At 39.5% G+C, this 19,544-nt stretch carries 14 protein-coding genes and 1 tRNA gene; 8 read left to right on the top strand and 7 right to left on the bottom strand.

Annotated features, from left to right (window positions below; translation table 11 throughout):
• Positions 1 to 99 precede the first annotated feature (99 nt).
• The 3 genes from ACKWB9_RS07625 to ACKWB9_RS07615 all read left to right on the top strand — a co-directional run bounded on the left by ACKWB9_RS07625 (position 100) and on the right by ACKWB9_RS07615 (position 3,055).
• Entirely contained in the window at positions 100 to 402 is a 303-nt protein-coding gene (locus ACKWB9_RS07625; protein ID WP_414002415.1) for an STAS domain-containing protein, read from the top strand.
• Positions 389 to 1,627 (top strand): MATE family efflux transporter, encoded by a 1,239-nt coding sequence (locus ACKWB9_RS07620; protein ID WP_414002414.1) that lies wholly within the window; start codon positions 389 to 391, stop codon positions 1,625 to 1,627. The genes ACKWB9_RS07625 and ACKWB9_RS07620 overlap by 14 nt, the downstream gene beginning before the upstream one ends.
• 198 nt (positions 1,628 to 1,825) lie before the next feature.
• On the top strand, positions 1,826 to 3,055 hold the full coding sequence (locus ACKWB9_RS07615) for a glycosyltransferase (RefSeq protein ID WP_414002413.1): 1,230 nt from the start codon (positions 1,826 to 1,828) through the stop codon (positions 3,053 to 3,055).
• Here ACKWB9_RS07615 and ACKWB9_RS07610 read toward each other — a convergent pair.
• From ACKWB9_RS07610 to ACKWB9_RS07600, 3 genes are read right to left on the bottom strand one after another with little or no spacing between them, the layout of a single operon-like run.
• Positions 3,045 to 4,631 (bottom strand): cellulase family glycosylhydrolase, encoded by a 1,587-nt coding sequence (locus ACKWB9_RS07610; protein ID WP_414002412.1) that lies wholly within the window; start codon positions 4,629 to 4,631, stop codon positions 3,045 to 3,047. The two genes, ACKWB9_RS07615 and ACKWB9_RS07610, sit on opposite strands and share 11 nt — an antisense overlap.
• Positions 4,632 to 4,633: 2 nt before the next feature.
• Positions 4,634 to 5,818: a hypothetical protein gene (locus ACKWB9_RS07605; protein ID WP_414002411.1), complete on the bottom strand. Its 1,185-nt coding sequence runs from the start codon at positions 5,816 to 5,818 to the stop codon at positions 4,634 to 4,636.
• A gap of 43 nt (positions 5,819 to 5,861) precedes the next feature.
• On the bottom strand, positions 5,862 to 8,948 hold the full coding sequence (locus tag ACKWB9_RS07600) for a hypothetical protein (protein ID WP_414002410.1): 3,087 nt from the start codon (positions 8,946 to 8,948) through the stop codon (positions 5,862 to 5,864).
• A 222-nt stretch (positions 8,949 to 9,170) separates the two neighbouring features.
• On the opposite strand from ACKWB9_RS07600, the gene ACKWB9_RS07595 reads away from it, so the two are divergent.
• Complete coding sequence (locus ACKWB9_RS07595; protein WP_414002409.1) at positions 9,171 to 10,310, top strand: response regulator; 1,140 nt, start codon at positions 9,171 to 9,173, stop codon at positions 10,308 to 10,310.
• Positions 10,311 to 10,596: 286 nt separating this feature from the next.
• Here ACKWB9_RS07595 and ACKWB9_RS07590 read toward each other — a convergent pair whose 3' ends face one another.
• Positions 10,597 to 11,697: a DUF4407 domain-containing protein gene (locus tag ACKWB9_RS07590; RefSeq protein WP_414002408.1), complete on the bottom strand. Its 1,101-nt coding sequence runs from the start codon at positions 11,695 to 11,697 to the stop codon at positions 10,597 to 10,599.
• 156 nt (positions 11,698 to 11,853) lie between these two features.
• On the opposite strand from ACKWB9_RS07590, the gene ACKWB9_RS07585 reads away from it, so the two are divergent.
• Positions 11,854 to 12,432: a PhnA domain-containing protein gene (locus tag ACKWB9_RS07585; protein WP_414002407.1), complete on the top strand. Its 579-nt coding sequence runs from the start codon at positions 11,854 to 11,856 to the stop codon at positions 12,430 to 12,432.
• Between the two features lie 63 nt (positions 12,433 to 12,495).
• Here the strand turns inward: ACKWB9_RS07585 and ACKWB9_RS07580 are convergent, their stop codons facing one another.
• Positions 12,496 to 13,887, bottom strand: a complete 1,392-nt coding sequence (locus tag ACKWB9_RS07580) for a dipeptidase (protein ID WP_414002406.1) — start codon at positions 13,885 to 13,887, stop codon at positions 12,496 to 12,498.
• A gap of 215 nt (positions 13,888 to 14,102) precedes the next feature.
• On the opposite strand from ACKWB9_RS07580, the gene ACKWB9_RS07575 reads away from it, so the two are divergent.
• Positions 14,103 to 14,184, top strand: a tRNA-Leu gene (locus ACKWB9_RS07575).
• A 173-nt stretch (positions 14,185 to 14,357) separates the two neighbouring features.
• Here the strand turns inward: ACKWB9_RS07575 and ACKWB9_RS07570 are convergent.
• Positions 14,358 to 16,733: a S8 family serine peptidase gene (locus tag ACKWB9_RS07570; protein ID WP_414002405.1), complete on the bottom strand. Its 2,376-nt coding sequence runs from the start codon at positions 16,731 to 16,733 to the stop codon at positions 14,358 to 14,360.
• A 126-nt stretch (positions 16,734 to 16,859) separates the two neighbouring features.
• Positions 16,860 to 17,222: a hypothetical protein gene (locus ACKWB9_RS07565; protein ID WP_414002404.1), complete on the bottom strand. Its 363-nt coding sequence runs from the start codon at positions 17,220 to 17,222 to the stop codon at positions 16,860 to 16,862.
• Positions 17,223 to 17,853: 631 nt separating this feature from the next.
• Between ACKWB9_RS07565 and ACKWB9_RS07560 the strand changes: the two genes are divergently transcribed.
• Both ACKWB9_RS07560 and ACKWB9_RS07555 read left to right on the top strand, forming a co-directional pair.
• Positions 17,854 to 18,141, top strand: coding sequence for a helix-turn-helix domain-containing protein (locus tag ACKWB9_RS07560; protein ID WP_414002403.1), 288 nt, complete (start codon positions 17,854 to 17,856; stop codon positions 18,139 to 18,141).
• A 5-nt stretch (positions 18,142 to 18,146) separates the two neighbouring features.
• Positions 18,147 to 19,403: a type II toxin-antitoxin system HipA family toxin gene (locus ACKWB9_RS07555; protein ID WP_414002402.1), complete on the top strand. Its 1,257-nt coding sequence runs from the start codon at positions 18,147 to 18,149 to the stop codon at positions 19,401 to 19,403.
• Positions 19,404 to 19,544 lie beyond the last annotated feature (141 nt).

Genomic DNA, 19,544 nt, shown 5'->3' with positions numbered 1-19,544 from the left:
AGTAAACTTCCATCCACCTTAAAACAAGATTTTAAAACGCCGGTCTAAAGGATATTTGGGACATAAGAAAAATAAATTGTAACCTAAAAATCGAAGATTATGGCATTACAGATCAACCACGGACCGCGCATGTTGAAAGTAGCGGGACAACTTACCGCACAAAACACAAAATCACTTAAAAGACATCTCAAATCATTTTTGACCGGAGTGGATCACCTCTTGTTGAATATAGAAAAGGTGACCTATATGGATGAAGGCAGCGCCTTCTCATTGGAACAAATGTATTTGGATGCCGTTCGGAATAACAAGGTGCTTGTTATCATAGGTATGGAAAACAATCGCATTGCCTCGGTAATGAAAGACACAAAAACCTCTTACATTCTTAGTCATGACCGTGTTTAGGGTAGCATTAAGGAGAATTTCCCCCGAACAGTTGTTTATGGGTAGTGTGCTTCTGGTAAATGGGGGCAACTACCTGTACAACTTGATTTTGGGCAGATTATTGGGGCCTGAAGCCTTTGCGGATGCCGCTCTGTTGGTAACCTTGTTATTGGTCTTGTCCTTTTTGGGAATGACCTTTCAATTGGCGACGGCCAAATTCGCCGTTCTTTTTTCGGAAGGACAATGGGAGGCTTTTCAAAATTTAATGTACCGCTATGCGGGTTTCTTTGGATTACTTGTAGGGGCAATACTCATAGGCTTTTCATCGAATCTTCAGCAAATATTCCATACCGGGACCCAATGGATGTTCACGGTTTTTGGCGTGGCGATTCCGTTATACTTTTTTATGTCGGTCAACCGGGGTAAATATCAGGGAAGGCAGGAATTTGGAAAACTGTCCATCACCTACCAAACTGAAATGTGGAGCAGGTTGTCCATTACCTTGGGTCTGCTTCTGTACGTACCTGTGGAACCTGCTTTATTGGTGGCCATTGGGATAGCCCTGTCCTTTGTTTTTGGATTGGTTCCCTCCGATTTTCGAGGTGTTTCGATTCTGAAGCCCAAAATGCTGGCCCCGGAACATAAAAAGAGTGTTTCCAATTTTATAGTACTTACCGCCTGTTATGAACTCACACAGATTATGATCAACAATAGCGATGTGCTCCTGGTAAAACATTATTTTGACTCTTTGGATGCTGGGCTTTATGCCTCGTTGGCACTTATAGGCCGTGTAACCTATTTTATGACATGGATGTTCATTATGTTGCTGTTGCCTGTTGTGGTTCAAAAACAAAAGGACGGGGAGGCCACGGCCCCCGTACTTTTTAAATACGCAGGCTATGTGGGGCTGTTGTCCCTGATGATCGTAACCACTTGTTATGTATGTCCCGAGTTGATAATTGAACTCATGTTCGGGAAGGTGTACATTTCCATGGCTCCTTTGTTATGGCAATATGCCTTGGCCACATCACTTTTTGCGATATCCAATATTTTTGCCTATTACTTTTTGTCCCTAAACCATTACATACCCGTAATCCTATGCGGGATTCTAGGACTGTCACAGCTTGTACTGATCACTTTTTTTCACCGTAGTCTGGCCATGGTGGTGCAAATGCAGATTATGGCAATGATCGCATTGTTGGTGGCACAACTGCTCTATTTTACCCGAAAAGAATTAATGAAATAAGAAGGAACTACACTACTTATGTGGGTTTGTCCTAAAACTCCGAAAACGCCCAGGTTTTCGGAGTTTTTGTTTTGACGAAACACTTTTTCCATTCATCTATATCAATCTTCCACCCGCCGTAAAACAGTAATAAAAATGGGGCCTTAAAGGGATATTTGTATCAATACGATTACCCATATCAATTTAAAACTTAACCTTATGAGATTAGCTATTGTAACGGCCTACCCACCCAGTAAAGTAACCTTGACCGAGTACGGATATCACTTGGTAAAGCATTTTAGGGTTCAAAAAGAAATAAGTGAGATTATCTTGATTGCCGACAAGACCGAAGGGAAAAAAGACCTTTCATTTGAGGAGGATGGATGTAAGATCACTTTAAAGGAATGTTGGAATTTTAACGACTACCTGAACCTTTTCAAAATCAACCATGTTATCTCGGAAACCAGGCCCGATGCGGTATTGTTCAATCTCCAGTTCTTAAAATTCGGGGATAAAAAGATACCTGCCGCTTTGGGGCTTATGCTTCCTTTAATATGCAAACTTAGGGGGATTCATACCATTTCCTTATTGCATAATATTTTGGAACAGGTAGATTTGGAAAAAGCCGGGATTACAAAAAACAGGATGCTACAATGCGGATACAACTTTATAGGAAAGATGCTGACCCGTTTTGTTTTGGCCTCTGATGTATTGGCGGTGACCATAAGCAAATACAGGACCATTCTGGAAAAGAAATACAATGCCCGTAATGTTGCCTTGATACCCCATGGTTCATTTGAGTCACCACCAGAACCCGATTATAGTTTACGGGAAGGCCCAAAACAGGTCATGGCTTTCGGGAAGTTTGGATCATATAAAAAAGTAGGAATACTGATCGAGGCCGTGGAAATGATTCGCCAGCGGACAAATGAAGATATAGAGATTGTGATTGCGGGAACGGATAGCCCCAATACACCTGGGTATTTGGAAAAAGTCAAGGAAAAATATGACCACGTGGAGAAGTTGCGATTTACCGGCTATGTAGCCGAGAATGATGTGCCGGGAGTATTTGGGGAGAGTGCCGTGGTCGTATTCCCTTATACCTCTACTACGGGCAGTTCCGGGGTATTGCACCAGGCGGGTAGTTATGGAAAGGCGGTAGTACTTCCTGATTTGGGTGACCTGAGTATACTGGTGAACGAAGAAGGATATAGGGGCGAGTTCTTTGATCCCGCAAGTATTGAATCATTGGCAGATGCCATTCAGAATATTTTGATTCATGATGCGTACCGGGTTCATTTGGGAATGACAAATTACAGAGCGGCCTGCTCACTCCCTATGTCGAGCATAACACAAATGTATGTCGATTTTTTTAAGGCGATACAAGTATCGAGATCAACGGGCTTTACCCTGGATATTCCAAAATTGGAAAAAGAGTTTATGGCATAGATTTTAGGTTGGGTTGAGCGGAGAGGGGAACAGTTTGGTTAGCTGTTCCCTTTTCATTTTTGACGCTTTTGCCAATAATGGCATGCGATGTTTTGGGGTTTCTATCACTGTCCAGAATACCGAAGTATTTTTGGCGTGCTTTACGCCACGGCAATTTGCCCACCACGGAAGTGGGGATTTCCTTAAAGTCGTACAACGTCCAAAAAAGAAAGGGAATATGTTCTTCTTTCAGGATTTTTTGCATTTCCTGATGATAGGTCGCCTGATCTTTTTCCGAACCTGAAAAGGCATTCCAAATGCCATCATAAGAGGAATATCCAAATTCTTGCAGTACCAAAGGCCTGTTCGGCACTTTATTTCTAAGGAATTGGAATGCCTTTGAAAAACCGGATGCCTCCCTATAGTAATGAAAGGAAACAAAATCTACTTTTTGAGATAGATTGGTCGCCGCTTCCGGGTTTGACCATCCGATGGTTACGGGATGGGAATTGTCCCACTGGTTCATGTTGGAGATCATTTGTTCCAACCAGGCAAGGACTTTTTCTTTTCCCCTGGTATCAAAATCCAGATCCGGTTCGTTTTTAATGTCCCAGGCCAATAACGCCTTATGGTTTTTTAATCGTGTTACAATTTGCTCCGCATGCCTGTGGGTCAATGTCCAGTCCCGAACCCCATAATCCCCATAAAAATCAAAGAGGGTAATAATTACTTTTAAATCAAAGGCCTGCGCGATATTTAAGGTATGCTCCAGTTGATTCAATTTTTGGGGTTCAATAGTTGCTTGCCCAAACGCTTCGTAAGGAACAAAGAGCCTAAGGGTATTAAGGCCTAATTCCTGAACGGTTCTAAAATCTTCTGAAACCACCTCTTTGTTATAGGATGTCCCGTACATGTTCCATGGGGTTTGTTGTGGATAATAGTTAACACCCCTGATTTTTGATATAGATTCTAGTTTAAGGTCTTTTTGTACCTGTTCAAGTTGATTTTCATTAGGGATTTTTACCATATGCCTTATGCGCCAAAAGCCGTCTTCCAACAGTAGCATTACCTGATAGGTGGCAATGCTTTTTCCTTTTGATATTGGGACTCCAGCGGAATATACCTCTTGATAGGTCAGGACATTTTTATCGGTAAGCACTACCAGTTTGCCATCTTCACTATAAAATTCCAACTTGGGACGGTGTTCGATAGTGGTTGTTTTTAGGTTTGTTCCGGATTTTCTGTTAATATCCAGAATATCGTGGAGCTTTAAGCGGGCACTGTCGGTATAGTAATCCGCGATTCCAAACAGACTGTTGGTTTCCAAGGCGATGTTTCGAACGTACCAAGCGCTCAGATAGTCTTTTTCAATAGCTTCGCGGGTTTGCCTCTCCATAGGGCGACCTTCATTTTTCGTATCCTCCCAAGTGATTTTTGGCCGATATACCTGGTTTAGTTCTTCTTGTACATGAAGAATGGAAGCCCTATCCGCACCTGTATTGAAGTAGGACCAGATTGAACCGATACCGAATAAGATTATCGCATTCAACCCCAAGAAGGATACAATAAGCAGCGCACGATATAAGCTCCTGTTCATTTTCATTTTAAGGTAACGGTTTGTTTTTTAACGATTCCCGCAACTTCTACCCGGACGGAATAGTTTCCGTTGGGGAAAAAATTAGGTTCCAATACAAATATGCCCAGACCTTTTTGGCTGGTCTCTTTTTTGGTTTCCAATAGACTGTGAAAGTCATCGTAAATTTCCAACTGTATTGAAATCCCATCGGGAACCAACTGCTTCATGAAACTCCGTAAAGGGCCAACTTTGATTTCCCTGTTATTTCGGGAAAAATGCATTTCAAAATCCGAAACGGCGGTTTTAAAACCTATCGTTAGCGCATTGCTTTTTGCAGCACCTATAACATAAGCTACAAGACTCCATTCCGCTTTATGGTCCGGGTGTAATAAACGGGCTTTGGCAATTCCGTTTAGGGTAGTGCCCATTGCCTGAAGTTTTGTGCCATTTGATTCAGTGATATTGAAATAGACCAAAGTGCCATCACTGATTATATTCCCATAGTTATCTTTGATTACCGATGTGGAGAACGTAATTATTTGATTTCCATCTGCAAAGTCATGATTACGCTGGTACGAGATACTGAAATTAGAGGCTTTGCCCGGAAAGACCATACTGGTCATTTCTTTGGAATGGGTGCCGTTGCAGGATGCCGATATTAAAATACGACCTGATTTTTTCGTGGATTTGATATTCTTCCAGGCCAGTAGATTATTGGTTTCTATGCTATTTTCATTGATGCTGCCTTCAAATTGATGTTTTTCAAGTATTGGGGTTCCGTTGCCCAGGGGATTGTCATATACATCCGTGGGAACAACGACCAGCATGGAATGATCCATATTGTCGACAGATATATTTCGGGGGCCTAAATAGGTTTCAATAGACGTATTTTTTTCTATGTTCGGAACAATATTGATTTCTCCCGATAGCCGTGTTTTTTTGTTTGAAATCAATTGCCAATGGCAAATCCCTGCACTATTTGAATAGGTGGACGGTAAATTGAATGTAAGGATTGAATTTTCAAAGGAAGGAAGCAGTACGGATGTTCCCCATACATTTTTTACCGTTAAAATAGCATCTTCTTTCTGTTTTGATTCAAACTGAAGCATTATCACTTCACCGGCCGTATAATCCGTTTTGATCGTTTTGATTTCAAACGATGGGGCCATGGTCGATTTCTTTTGGTCCGTTACCTGTTTGCAGGTCACAAGACTTAAGAATAATAATACTATGTTGAATTGTTTTTTCAAATTATTTGGGATTTCCTATGTAGCCGTTAACATCCAACTTTATAAATTCAAACCCATTACCGGAAAGAAGTTGCAATTGTTCCCTGGTATGGGAGGCTTGTCTATCGGGGAATATTTTATCGCTAATTGTTGCATTTGGGAGACCATTTACAAAACAATTGTTTAGGTTGGTATTGATTATCCGGAGTTCTTTAAGTTCCATAAGTTTATAGTCAAAGGCCTGTTTTCGCTGAATGCGTATCCCTTCGGTCATAAAGGTATGATCCACCCAGATCAATTCTTTTTTGGAATTGTAGTAGGAAACGAGCAATTGTGGAATGGTAACCTCTTCGATACCGGAATTGAAAAGTGTACCGTTTATACCATTTGGCCCAATGTTCAATTGTTGGATTACAATATCTTTATACAGATCTGTATGTGCCACATTGCCTGCACATTGAAGGTTGAATTTGGTCGGCACCTCTTCTAAATCGATAGGTGTAAAGGTATCGGGGTCGAAAGTGGGTGGCATCGTGTCTTTTGTTGAAGCCCATGCAATGCCCTCAAAATTAATTTTAAAGGGAGTGGTCTCTTTGGGCATTAGTTTATGCTTTATGTGATATTTGGCATTGTAATTGGCCAGTTCCTTGTCATTATCATTATACAGTGTGGCTTTGATGACTACATCGGAAGGAATATTATCTACATTCTGCAATTCACCAATAATGCTGTAATGTCCTCTATATTGAATCAATTTGGCCGATAATATTTCTAGAACGGGCTGTTTGAGTACGTCTTCGTGATGGGTTTGCTGGGTACTTATCTTACGTCTGCCATGACTGTAAAAAGAAGTGGAATTGGACGAAAATAATTGATCGGGCGGTAGGTCATTGTCAAAATCGGTTGGTTTTATATACCATTTCCCTTTGTTTTTTACAAGGGTGTGATAATCGTGTTTTTCGATTTTTTCCAAGGGCGTGATCCAGCGTGTGCTTACTTTTACTTTAGCACGCAATGGGGTCCCATCCAAAAAAATAATGCCAATGGAGTCGAGTTTGCCATAGGAACTTAAAATACCGTCGGTCACGGATACTTCCAGCATATATTGCGAAAGGCTTATACCACCGTTGGGATCCAGATAGGAATATGCCCTTTCAAACTCTTTGAAATCCAGGGCATCGTAGTACGCATTTATTACATTGTCAGGAGCTATTTGTGCCGTATTTTTTAGATAAAATGTATATATGCCATAGGATAAACAACAGACCACCAAGAATCCCCAAAGGTGATTTATCTTTATCATCAGACTCGGAAAATGGTCATAGGTGACGGCATAATTAAAAAATCCGTTCTTTGGTAAATCCTGTGATTTGAGTATGCGCCACCATACCCATTGAATATTTATGATAAAAGCTATTATAACAGTGAGGATGGGGATGATTCCCCACATCATTTTCAGAAAGACAGGAACATCTTCCTTGGGCAGGACCGATGAAATTGGGGGAACATTTAGTTTTTCCCAGACTATGATACCGTTTTCCAATTGCTGCAAGCGTTGCCATCCACAGAAATAGAGAATGGGATCATAGAACTTATCGTTCGAGAAAATGTATTTAAGATGGTATTTTTCGGGTACGGTAAGGAACTGTTGGAGAGAGCCAATGCCTTCCACGCCCTTGAATTTAGAGTTTTCCAAACGTTCGATGGCCCTGGTGGTCAACTCGGGCAATCTTCGGGCGGAATGGTAGTTGCCATCCACGGTCATTGCCTTTGTCTGTGCGGACAACCAGGCCATTTGGTCCCCGAACCCCAGGGTTAGATAACGCCATTGATCATGTTGGTCTTGATTCAGAAAATTAACAATGGGCAGCATTTTGATTTTTTGGGGCTGGGAAGGCCTAAAATACCCGAGGCTCATGGTGAGAATGACCATGAATAGGATTCCACCTGCGAAGAAGCCACCGAGCATACGATGATAAACAACTCCAAACCTGTTCTGAATCTTCAATTTTAAATCCCCCTCCACCATTCTATAAGCAAATTCCCCAAATAGGGGCAGGGCCATAATAGTTGCCCAAAATGTAAAACGATCCAATGTTAAAATGTTGAAAGCGGTTTCTCCCAGTATTTTTTCGGGTATTGGCGTGATACCGCCGGTGCCTAAAACCGTCAATATGGAAAACGAAAGCCCAAAGAAAAAGTAACGCTTGCTAAAAAACCGATAAAAGATATAAGGTAAAATAAGGAGGAGTATGCCCCACGGGATTATGAAAAATACCAACCCGGAAGAGGTTACTTCCAAAAAGTTGTCCCTTGATCCATGGGGAATGGGAACCTGGGTAATCGGATTTTTTTTAGAGTTTATCCAATAGGGTAAAATACAAACAATGATCAAGGCCAGGGAAGAACATCCAAAACCCGCAATACGCCAAAAGAGTTTTTTGAATTGTGTAAAGAATATTTTAAAGGTAATGGCAATATTTTGCTTGACGTTATTTTTGGCGGTATCCATGACCGCCATCCCGATCAAAGGAAAAATAAAGAACACCATTCCAAAAATGGGGGTCACGTGATGTGAAGTTACGGTAACCGCAATAAGGGAAAGGCCAGTGGCCAGATACCATGGTTTCCCCGTTTTGATCCATAGGTAAATTTCGGGAAGGGAGTGCATCAAAACAGAAAGGCCTATGATACTGGGCAATTGTCCAAATAGGTGCAAGGTTTCAATGAAAGTTGACGAAAAAACGGCCAATAATGCGGCATATCCTGCAATTTTTCTATTTCCGATCAGCAAGAACGCAAAGCGATAGATTCCGGTAATGAAGAGTACCACGGCCAGTATAGCCACAGTGATCAACCCGAATTTAAGTCCGCCCAAATAAGATAAAAGCGCAATGGATTGATGTACTAATGGAGGATATGCCTGTACTGTAAAGCCCGTATACCATCGGTAATCCCAGGGCTCAAACCAGCTATTTGCATAGTGGTCCGCAAAAAATAGGTGAATTAAGGCATCATAGGTGGTTTCCAGGGTAAAGAATATACTGGAACCATGAAAGGCGATACCTATTAGCAAGGCCAATACCAGTAAAGTGTTGGTACGTTTCATAACCATAATCCTGTAAGAAAATATAACAATATAAAGGTAGATATATTGTACTCTTTCGGTGAAATAGACCATCGAACATAAAAATCCATTCGTCTATAGAAAATTGCCATTCGACATTTTCCAGCAAAACAGGGCGGCAAGTGGATATACATTTGATATGGAAATCAGGAATAACATAAACGATTTTGAATAACATAACTGGAAACAATAAATACTTGACCTATGAAAATTTTAGCCATTGATGATCAGCAATTGATATTGTTAGCTGTTGAAAAAAGATTGTCCGAATTAGGATATGAAGTAAGAACGGCCAATTGTGGCCAAAGAGGAATTAAACTGTTTGATACACTGAAACCTGATTTGGTCATTGTGGATATAAATATGCCGGATATGTCGGGATTGGAAGTCGTAAAATATATAAGGAAAACCAAAAAATCGGATACGCCAATACTGGTAATGTCGGGAAATACCAACGAGAAGGTTATCGTAAACGGATTTAATCTTGGGATAGATGACTATATGAAAAAACCGGTAAGTCTGGACGAAATGGTCGCAAGGGCAAAAAGGATATTGGGGGCCACCACGGGTTTTACACCTGTCAAAAACCAGGAAAACACACAGATGCTCCAAAAGTATTGCGTGGGCATAGTGATACCCTGTTATAATGAGGAAGAACGACTCTCTCGAAGCGTATTCCAAGATTTTGCCAATAAAAACTTGGGTTACCATCTGTGTTTCGTGAACGATGGTAGTACGGATAATACATTGGCCTTGTTGAAAACACTCAGGGAAGGAAACGAGGATAGGATAAGCATATATGATTGTAAAGAGAACGGAGGTAAGGCAGAGGCCGTAAGGCAAGGTATTCTTTATTTGTCAAATGACCCACAATTAGATTATATAGGCTATTTGGATGCTGATCTTTCTACAGATTTTAGGGATTTTGATGAATTGGTACAAACCTTGGAAAAATCGAAATTCAAAATTGTAAGCGGTTCTAGAATTAACAGGATGGGAGCGAACATTGCCAAAGGGTCGGCCAGAAAAATAATTAGCACCATAATAAACATGGCGATCAAAAGGATATTGGGAATGTCCTTTAAAGATACCCAATGTGGTGCAAAAATTATGGATCGGGAGATAGCATCCGGTATGTTCAATAAAAAATTCATTACCAGATGGCTGTTCGATGTGGAGATTTTTATGAGAATACGTAAGCGCTATGGAAAAGATAAGGCACAAAAAATGATTTGTGAACAACCTTTGAATAGATGGGTACATGTAGACGGTTCCAAACTATCAATGAAGGATTCCGCTAAAATTGTTGGTCAACTTGCCCAAATAGCGGTTCACTATAGATGATAATATGCACCGCGGCATTGATTGGAAAGAAGTACAAAGAATTTTTAAACCGATAAACTAATTTAAAACTTGAAATGATGATAAAAAAAGCAAAAAAAAGAATGAACAAAGGATTTATTCAATTGGATTCCTCCAGGGAAATCTATCAAATTTGTGATATAAGCATAAATAAGAAAGAGCTTATTCTAAGCGTTCTAACACCAACAATATTTCAGTTGGTATAGCAGATTAAAAGTAAAAAAACCATCCTTTTTTAACGGATGGTTTTTTGTTGTTCTTTTTCGGCTTATAGCCTCTTTATCTGTATCTCGTGAAATTTATCGGCCTGCAACCGCATTAACTCTTCCGCTTTCTTTTTCTTATAAGCATAAACGGCTTTCTCTTCTTCAATTTCGTTATATATTTTATTGTTCAAGGCCAAATCGGTGGCAACTATTTTATTTCGTTCGGCCACTTTTTGGGTTACCCAGGACCTGACTATGCTTTCCTCTTCTTCTAGTTTCAGGTCATATTCCCCTTTGGGCGCCAGAATTTTGACAATAATGGGCGAGGTTTCTATGGCCAGGAACAAAAGAAAAATAAAAAAAGAAGGAAACCAGGGCAATTTCCCTAAGGCATCGATACGTGCCATAAGCCCGTCAAAGCCATCGATAATGGACTGGGAATTGTCAACCGAATTTTGATATTCCAAGCTTAGATTTGCAATTTGAGCCTCAATATCCGTTATTTTTTGTGCATTCGCCTGTTTCAGTTGTTGCAGCTCGGTCAAGGTCGCATCATGCTTTTCACGCTTCTCTTTATAAACGGGCCCCTTTCCCAAAAGTTTTGTGCCTGCCGTACCTTCAGCTTCTGAAATATAGACGTCGTAAAGTGCATTGGTTTCAGCTTCCTTGGTGATTATTTCGCTTTTTAAGGCTGCGATCTCATGATTTAGTTTTTCGATGGTCGGGGTGTATTGCAAAGCGATCTGGTCTTTGTTGGCCAGTGTCAATTCGTTCTTTTGTTCCAACAACACCTGATTTATTTCCTTTTCAAAAATCTTCATTTCCAGTGGTTTGGAAATAACCACGGCAATAATGACCGCCAAAATAATTCTGGGAGCGGCCTGTAAAAGTTCATTGCCAAAACTGCCCCTTTTTTTAATGGTGGAAACGATAAAGCGGTCTAAGTTGAAAATTAATAAGCCCCAAATGAGCCCAAAGAAAATGGCCGTATAAATGGTGTCGAATACGGTGTAAAGGGCATAGGCACTCGCCAAAAAGGCCATAACGGCTGTAAAGAAGACTGTAGCGCCAATACCGGCGTACTTGTTCCGCTCTCCTAGGGAGCAGGTTTTAAGCAAGGAAGCATCCGCCCCGGAGCAGAGGATAAAAAAGTACTGTAACATAGTGTTCTGATTTGATCGATGATAGTATTAGAACGCATTTTACAGTGATTTGTTACAACAAAAGCCTTCATTTTTAAAGCTTTAATCAAAAAGAATTTCCCAAGGACCTGCCCCGAGGATATTTGCTGTAGCTTTGACCCTATTAAAATATATAACATGGGATTATTGGAAGATTTGCAGTTACGAAGCGGGAATAAGTGTGAGCTATGTTCGGTAACTGAAAATTTAAAAGTTTATGAAGTCCCACCAAAATCTACTGGTGGGGTAGACGGAAGTACTTTGACTTGTGAGATCTGTATTGGACAAATTGAAAATCCCGATACCGTTGATCCCAACCACTGGCGTTGCCTTAACGACAGTATGTGGAACGAACATGACGCTGTTAAAGTTGTTGTTTGGCGAATACTTTCTCGATTAAAATCGGAAGGTTGGCCCCAGGATTTATTGGATATGATGTATTTGGAGGACGAAACTTTAAAATGGGCGAAAGCAACGGGAGAAGGACTGTCTGAGAATGAAAAAATTATTCATAGAGATGTAAACGGTGTTGTTTTGGAAAATGGGGATAATGTGGTATTGGTAAAGGACCTTAAAGTAAAAGGATCCAGTATGGTGGCCAAACAAGGTACCGCGGTTCGCCGAATCTCCTTAGATCGTGAAAATGCGGAATATATTGAAGGCAAAGTAGGGGCACAGCAAATTGTGATCATTACCAAGTATGTTAAAAAGTTATGAATGTTGACTCAAGAATTATAGGTAAGAATATGTCCTTAAACTATTGAATCCCAAACCATTAACTTAAGAAGTGCTCATCTCCGTAAAATATTGATAGAAATAAGGAATGGTCTCGATGCCTTTCAGATAGTTCCATACCCCGAAATGTTCATTGGGGGAGTGGATGGCATCACTATCCAGACCAAAGCCCATTAAAATGGTTTTACTTTCCAGTTCCTGCTCAAAAAGGGCTACGATAGGAATACTGCCACCGCCACGTTGCGGAATAGGTTTTTTACCAAAAGTAGTTTCATAGGCCTTGGAAGCGGCCGTATACCCAACAGTATCGATGGGGGTAACATAAGCCTGTCCTCCATGGTGCGGAATTACCTTTACCTTGACTCCCGTGGGGGCAATACTTTCAAAATGGATCTTGAAAAGTTCCGTAATCTCCTTCCAATCCTGATCGGGTACCAATCGCATGGATATTTTGGCATAAGCCTTACTGGCGATCACGGTCTTTGCGCCTTCTCCGGTATAGCCACCCCAGATACCATTGACATCCAAGGTAGGGCGAATGGAATTTCGTTCGTTGGTGGAATATCCTTTTTCTCCATAAACGGATTCAATGTCCAAGGCTTTTTTATAGGTATCCAGATCAAATGGAGCTTTGGCCATTTCAGTCCTTTCCGCCGGGGAAAGTTCTTCCACTTTGTCATAAAAACCCGGAATTGTGATACGGTTGTTTTCATCGTGTAGCGATGTGATCATTTTTGTTAAAATGTTTATCGGGTTGGCAACGGCTCCTCCGTATAGGCCCGAATGAAGGTCCCGGTTTGGCCCGGTTACCTCAACTTCTACATAGCTTAACCCCCGTAAGCCTGTAGTAATGGAAGGGACATCATTGGCTATCATCCCCGTATCCGAAATCAATATGATATCATTCGCCAGTTTTTCTTTATGATTCGCCACAAAAATACCGAGATTATCACTGCCTATTTCTTCTTCGCCTTCGATCATGAATTTTACATTGCAGGGGAGTTGATCGGTTTTCACCATAAATTCCAAAGCTTTTACGTGCATGTACATTTGACCCTTATCATCACATGCGCCACGGGCAAAAATAGCTCCTTCCGGGTGCAGAGCCGTTTCCCTGATTATCGGTTGAAAAGGTGGTGAATCCCATAGGTCCAAAGGATCCGGTGGTTGTACATCATAATGGCCGTATACCAATACCGTGGGTAAGTCGGCGTTGATTATTTTCTCACCATAAACGATAGGATAACCGGCCGTTTTATGAATTTCGACCAAATTACATCCAGCATTTTCCAATGCTTCTTTTACGGCATGGGCCGTATTAAATACGTCCTTTGAATAGGATGAATCCGCACTTATGGAAGGAATTTTTAAAAGCGTAATAAGTTCGTTGATAAACCTATCTTTATTGGAATTGATGTAATCTTTGATCTGGTGCATATCCTGTTTTAAATGAGGGAATAAATCTACGAAAAAGAAGTTTTTGAAAATGTAGCTATCACAATTAGAAAATTGGATTATATTTGCACTCCTTTTGCAGAGATTTTGATGTTCTTGTAAAAGTATTGTAGCGAGCGTGGTGGTCCCGGTAGCTATCGGGAGGCAGAAACGTTGAGTATTTATAGCTTAATGAAAGTTCTTAAAATATTGAAAAAGCGGGCGTGGTGGAATTGGTAGACACGCTAGACTTAGGATCTAGTGCCGCAAGGTGTGAGAGTTCGAGTCTCTCCGCCCGCACTTATTTATTTCTTAAATAAATGTTAAAAGCTTCTCATTTTGGGAAGCTTTTTTTGTTTGTAAATCTTCAACTAAAAGTGGACTAAATCCATGTTTAAATAGCCTGCATAGAATGAAATTGTAAAAAAGGCTAAGTGTTAAACTTAGCCTTTTTTGAATACAATTTGACTTTGTTATTCTATAATTATCTGATGGGTTTTGGTTTCTTGTCCAAGTTTTATCTTTAGGAAATAGATACCCTTTTTCAAATTAGAAACATCTATTCTTGTCAGGTCATTGTTTAAAAGTCCCTTAAACTTTTCAATTCCATTAAAATCATAAATACTATAATTACCATCTGGTCGAGATGTTGTATTTGCGGTATTTATAGTGGATACTATACTTGATTCATCATCTGCCAATTGAACGTTTATAAAATCAGAGGCAGGATTCGGGTAAACCGAATATGAAAAGAAAGAACCGCAATTTACAAACTGTAAATTGGCTATTACCAAATTTACCCCACAACTACTGTTTGCTGCTATTATCGCAGTATATATGCCAGGAAAGCTAGAAGTGAACTGTACGCCAACAGTTCCATTAGGCAATGGCACGTTGAGCGGTACATTCATGTTTAAGCCAGGTGAAACATATACAACCGTATAACTTATTGCAACAGGATCATTCGGTAACCAAAAGAGGTTTGCTGCTGGAGGGAAAGAACCAGATGGTCCAGTACAATATAAAGGGTCGCCTATAATTGGTGGCGCTATAAAAACACCTCCAACATATACAAGTTTAGTTATATCCCAGGTACCACACGTTCCTTGAATTGTGGCGGTCACCGTGGCATAGTCACTATAGGATCCATTTCTAGTAGCAGTTACCGTTCCATTACTTTGTGACGAAAAAGTAAGAGCGTTAGAAGGAGTCGAGGACCATGTTACGGCTGTTCCCGCAGGAAAATCATTAAAGTCGTAGACGCTTAAACTTGTTGAATTACAGACAGAGGCATTACCGTCAATTTTCAATAAGTTTGGATTTGCTGCTTTGTCTACCGCTTTTTTTGCATCTATTCGTCCAAAACCAAAAGTGTTGTCAAAACCGGCAGGCCCCATATCAGTAACTGACGACAGTAAAATATTTTCTATTGCATTACCCGACCGTCTTGGGTCAATTGACAAACAGAGTGCTGCAACACCCGCTACTTGAGGGCAAGCTGCAGATGTTCCACCAAAAGCATCTGTATAATCCCCAAAATCAATACCTGAAAAACCTTCTCTATCTAGTGTAGTCAGATTACCTTGCAATAATGTTGTCGATGAAGGGGCAACCAAATCTATTTTTGGTCCCCTACCACTATAATTCGTAATTAAACCTTGATTACTGACAGCGCCGACAGCAATAACTCCATCAACATTTGCAGGGAATGCCACACCGTTAAATTGAGTGTTGTTTCCACCTCCAGGATGGCTATTACCAGAAGAGAAAACAACGACCGATCCCAATCCTCCTCTTCCCATAGTTCTCGCTCTTCCTATTGCCAATATAATATTATCAAATCCAGGTTGTGTGGTAGATGTTGTTCCATAAGTCCAAGAATTGCTTAATACATCTGCTTCTCCATCATCCCAAGCCCAGTCGATAGCCTCCTCAATTTCAGCTGCATCAGCTCTTGGATTAAATATTTTAACCGGTATAATATCAGCACATGGTGCAATACCTGCAATCCCATCTATATTATCCTGTGTAGCCCCAATGATCCCGGCACAAGGTTGTCCATGCCATGATGCCGCTGCTGGTGCCCCAAATCCAACAGTTGGACTGGTAGCTGTATATCCCGGGAGGACTCTACCGTCCAAATCTTCATGGTTTTCAACACCATCATCAATAACTGCCACTCTCACATTATGCACCCCAGTAGATACAGCCCAAGCTTGAGGTGCGTTAATATCTATTCCCGCTGTGCCCCCAAGTTGCCCAGTGTTGTGTAAATAGTACTGATCATCATATAGGTCATCATCAGTGTCCTTATTAATGGGTATTTTAAAATTAGGGTGACTATAAATAACTAGCCCACTTTCATATAGACTATTTGCCAGATCCATAAGTTTTGAATAATCTTCTACATGAACTTTAAAACTGTTATAATTTTCCCTTACAATTTCCAATGTTCCATCTGCAAATTTGTTTATTTCTTCAAAACCAACACCTTTTTTTGGCATAAACAAAAGCTCCCCGGTGGGAATTATGTATTCTCCCGATTCCGTTTTATATGAAATCATGCTATTCTTGAATTTTGAAGATAGTTCATTGCTTATTGCCCGTTGGGGGAACTTGCTTCTGACTATAACCGATTTTGAGTTGGTTCTTTCGATGCTATAATTAGTACTTTCCTTTAGAAGTTCTCTTTCGGTTACTGAATTTTCGTGAGCCTTAACCACTATTGCTTCATTGTCCTTTATCAATGGAATTTTCCTGTTATCTGACCAGTAATAGTCTTGTGCATTAATTAGGTTAGAAAACCCAATGAAAATTAAGAATAACGAAAAGATGGATTTTGTTTTCATAGATTTTAATATCTTAAATGGTTATTATTTATATTCGATCTTTAATCTATTTGAATCATTGAAAATGTGACACAGCTTCTCCAACTTTTGATTCAAGCCATTAAACTACCATAACAATGTCTGTTATCATTCAATAAGAGTTACATTCGTTAGTTTATATGGTGTATAAGGGTTAAAGGCACATGCATGGCCTTCAAATTCTACGTTTGACTGTTCCATATCAAATTTTATTTTGATGCCAGATACTGCAAGCTCAGGTTCTATAGCTGCTGAAATCTGTCCCTCAATACCTTCTACGTCAATTTGTACTGAGAATCCTGTGGTTGTTCCACATGGTAAAACTCTTATAATTGTCCCAATTCTATCCCTTAAAATAACTGGTTCATCATCACTGCTACAACCAAAAATTAATAAAGAAACAATTACAACCCCAATCTTAAAAGCATTGTTCGTATGGAGTCTGTCTAAGTAAAATTTTATGTTCGCCATTTTTTAAGTTTTTATTATAGTTAACTATAATAAAAGATTCAATTTATGCAATTTGGTTGCGTAATTTTGTCAAGTAAATAATATAATTACTACAATATTAATAAATAATACGAATTAATAATTTTTTTTTTCCCACAAAATAAATAAGATTTTATAATAACAGATAAAATTAATATGTATTCATGTGTAGTTATTCCATGTTATCATTTTATGAAATTAAATATTTGTATTTGCTCATAAAGGAGTAAAACTTGTCTGTAAAGGATTTTTAAGAACACCAAGATAGTGTAGCCTATCCCCTTTAAGGAATTAATGTATTTTATTTTAAAGAAATTATGAATAAAAAGGAAGTGATGAATGCATTAATGGAAGATACACTAAGAGTTTTGAGAAAGTGTTAGAGTACAATAGTCAGAAGTATATATTATAAAATGAATAAAAGTAATCCGGTCCGATTACGAAAAATATCATTATCTAAAATTTGTATTCGTATTTTACGAAAAATAACTTTTATCATTTATCGTATTTAATTTCAAAATCAAACAATTCTCTAGGTTGTACATCTGGATATTTCATTTAATGTCGTTTATTTACAATAAAAATATTAATTTTGTCTCAAATAAACAACATCATGAATTCAAAAAAAGCAATTGTATTGCCTAAGTTCAGGAAAATTTTTGAACAGATAGGAGAGAATATAAAGCTTGCTCGTAAAAGGAGGAAACTCACAACGGAGCAAGTATCCGAACGTGCGGGGATACATCGAGCCACCCTATATCGAATCGAAAAAGGCGATCCATCTGTCGCCCTGGGATTGTATTTCAATGTTTTTAGGGTTCTCAACCTACAGGATGATTTTCTAAAGCTTGGGGTTGATGATGAATATGGACGTAAGCTCCAAGATCTTAATTTATTGTAATCAGCATGACAAAAGGAAAGACTGATATATTCGTTTTTGCCGATTGGATTGGATTAAATGGCTCCAGATTGGTTGGAATTCTCTCTGCTCATTTTGCAAAGGGTAGGAAGGCGTTTAGTTTTGAGTATGATAAAGAGTGGTTGGAAACAGATGCTCAAAGATTGTTGGATCCAGATATCCAGTTTTATTCTGGACCTCAATTTCCAGTTAATAAGGAGAATTTTGGATTGTTTCTTGATAGTATGCCAGACACTTGGGGTAGGACTCTTATGAAACGACGGGAAGTACAAAATGCCAGGACCAATAAAGAAAAAGCAAGGACACTTTATGATATAGATTACCTGCTCGGGGTGTATGATGAAACCAGAATGGGAGCACTGCGTTTCAAGACCGAGATCGATGGCCCGTTTTTAGACTGTGATAACCAAAATCCAACACCACCATGGACTTCACTTGGAGATCTTCAAGAAGCGGTAAGACATTTAGAAAATGATGAACAAAGCCAGGCCATAAGAAAATGGTTGGCTGTTTTAGTAGCTCCAGGTTCTTCTTTAGGTGGAGCCAGACCTAAGACCAACGTTTTCGATACAGATAAAAATCTATGGATTGCAAAATTCCCATCAAAAGCTGATACTATTGATAAAGCTGCTTGGGAATTTTTGACCTACCAACTTGCAATAGCTTCCGGAATTGAAATGGCAGAGTCCAAAATAGAAAAGATAGGTAGCCGATACCATACATTTTTGACCAAGCGTTTTGATAGGGTAAAAGACCAGCGCATCCACTTTTCGTCCGCCATGACCATGACAGGAAATACAGAAGAAGCCATTAAAGATTTTGCTCCCAGTTATTTAGAGATTGTTGAATTTATTGAAACTTATGGTGTGGATGTCGAAAAAAACTTGCATCAATTATGGCGTCGGATCGTATTCAATATCGCCATTTCCAATACAGATGACCATTTACGCAATCATGGTTTTATATTGACCGAAAAAGGATGGATACTCTCACCTGCCTATGACATGAACCCATCAATAGAAAAAGATGGTCTTTCACTGAACATTGATATGGACGATAATGCGCTTGATTTTGAATTAGCAAGAAGTGTGGGCGAATATTTCCGATTAAACGATAATAAAATGGAGATCATTTTGAATGAAGTGTTATCTCAAGTCGGTAAATGGAAATCCATTGCAGATCAAATTGGAATTCCTAAAAAGGAACAGCAATTAATGGAAAAAGCATTTATTATCGAACCATAGAAAAAGAACCAAAACTTAACATGGATTACCGACTTTACGATAGTATAGAAAAAATAAAAAGAATTCTAAAATCATACAAACCTGAACCTTTTCGACATCGAAATGAAAAGGTTCAAGATGCTAAACTACTTTGGAATGCTT

The sequence above is a fragment of the Maribacter spongiae genome (genome assembly GCF_047345125.1).
GTDB lineage: Bacteria > Bacteroidota > Bacteroidia > Flavobacteriales > Flavobacteriaceae > Maribacter.
Note: the sequence above shows the minus strand (reverse complement) of the source record. Positions and strands in the feature narration are given on the sequence as shown.

Coding starts and splice junctions, on each gene's coding strand:
- ACKWB9_RS07625 (WP_414002415.1), top strand. CDS start 100: ATGGCATTACAGATCAACCACGGACCGCGCATGTTGAAAGTAGCGGGA.
- ACKWB9_RS07620 (WP_414002414.1), top strand. CDS start 389: ATGACCGTGTTTAGGGTAGCATTAAGGAGAATTTCCCCCGAACAGTTG.
- ACKWB9_RS07615 (WP_414002413.1), top strand. CDS start 1,826: ATGAGATTAGCTATTGTAACGGCCTACCCACCCAGTAAAGTAACCTTG.
- ACKWB9_RS07610 (WP_414002412.1), bottom strand. CDS start 4,631: ATGAACAGGAGCTTATATCGTGCGCTGCTTATTGTATCCTTCTTGGGG.
- ACKWB9_RS07600 (WP_414002410.1), bottom strand. CDS start 8,948: ATGAAACGTACCAACACTTTACTGGTATTGGCCTTGCTAATAGGTATC.
- ACKWB9_RS07595 (WP_414002409.1), top strand. CDS start 9,171: ATGAAAATTTTAGCCATTGATGATCAGCAATTGATATTGTTAGCTGTT.
- ACKWB9_RS07590 (WP_414002408.1), bottom strand. CDS start 11,697: ATGTTACAGTACTTTTTTATCCTCTGCTCCGGGGCGGATGCTTCCTTG.
- ACKWB9_RS07585 (WP_414002407.1), top strand. CDS start 11,854: ATGGGATTATTGGAAGATTTGCAGTTACGAAGCGGGAATAAGTGTGAG.
- ACKWB9_RS07580 (WP_414002406.1), bottom strand. CDS start 13,887: ATGCACCAGATCAAAGATTACATCAATTCCAATAAAGATAGGTTTATC.
- ACKWB9_RS07570 (WP_414002405.1), bottom strand. CDS start 16,733: ATGAAAACAAAATCCATCTTTTCGTTATTCTTAATTTTCATTGGGTTT.
- ACKWB9_RS07565 (WP_414002404.1), bottom strand. CDS start 17,222: ATGGCGAACATAAAATTTTACTTAGACAGACTCCATACGAACAATGCT.
- ACKWB9_RS07560 (WP_414002403.1), top strand. CDS start 17,854: ATGAATTCAAAAAAAGCAATTGTATTGCCTAAGTTCAGGAAAATTTTT.
- ACKWB9_RS07555 (WP_414002402.1), top strand. CDS start 18,147: ATGACAAAAGGAAAGACTGATATATTCGTTTTTGCCGATTGGATTGGA.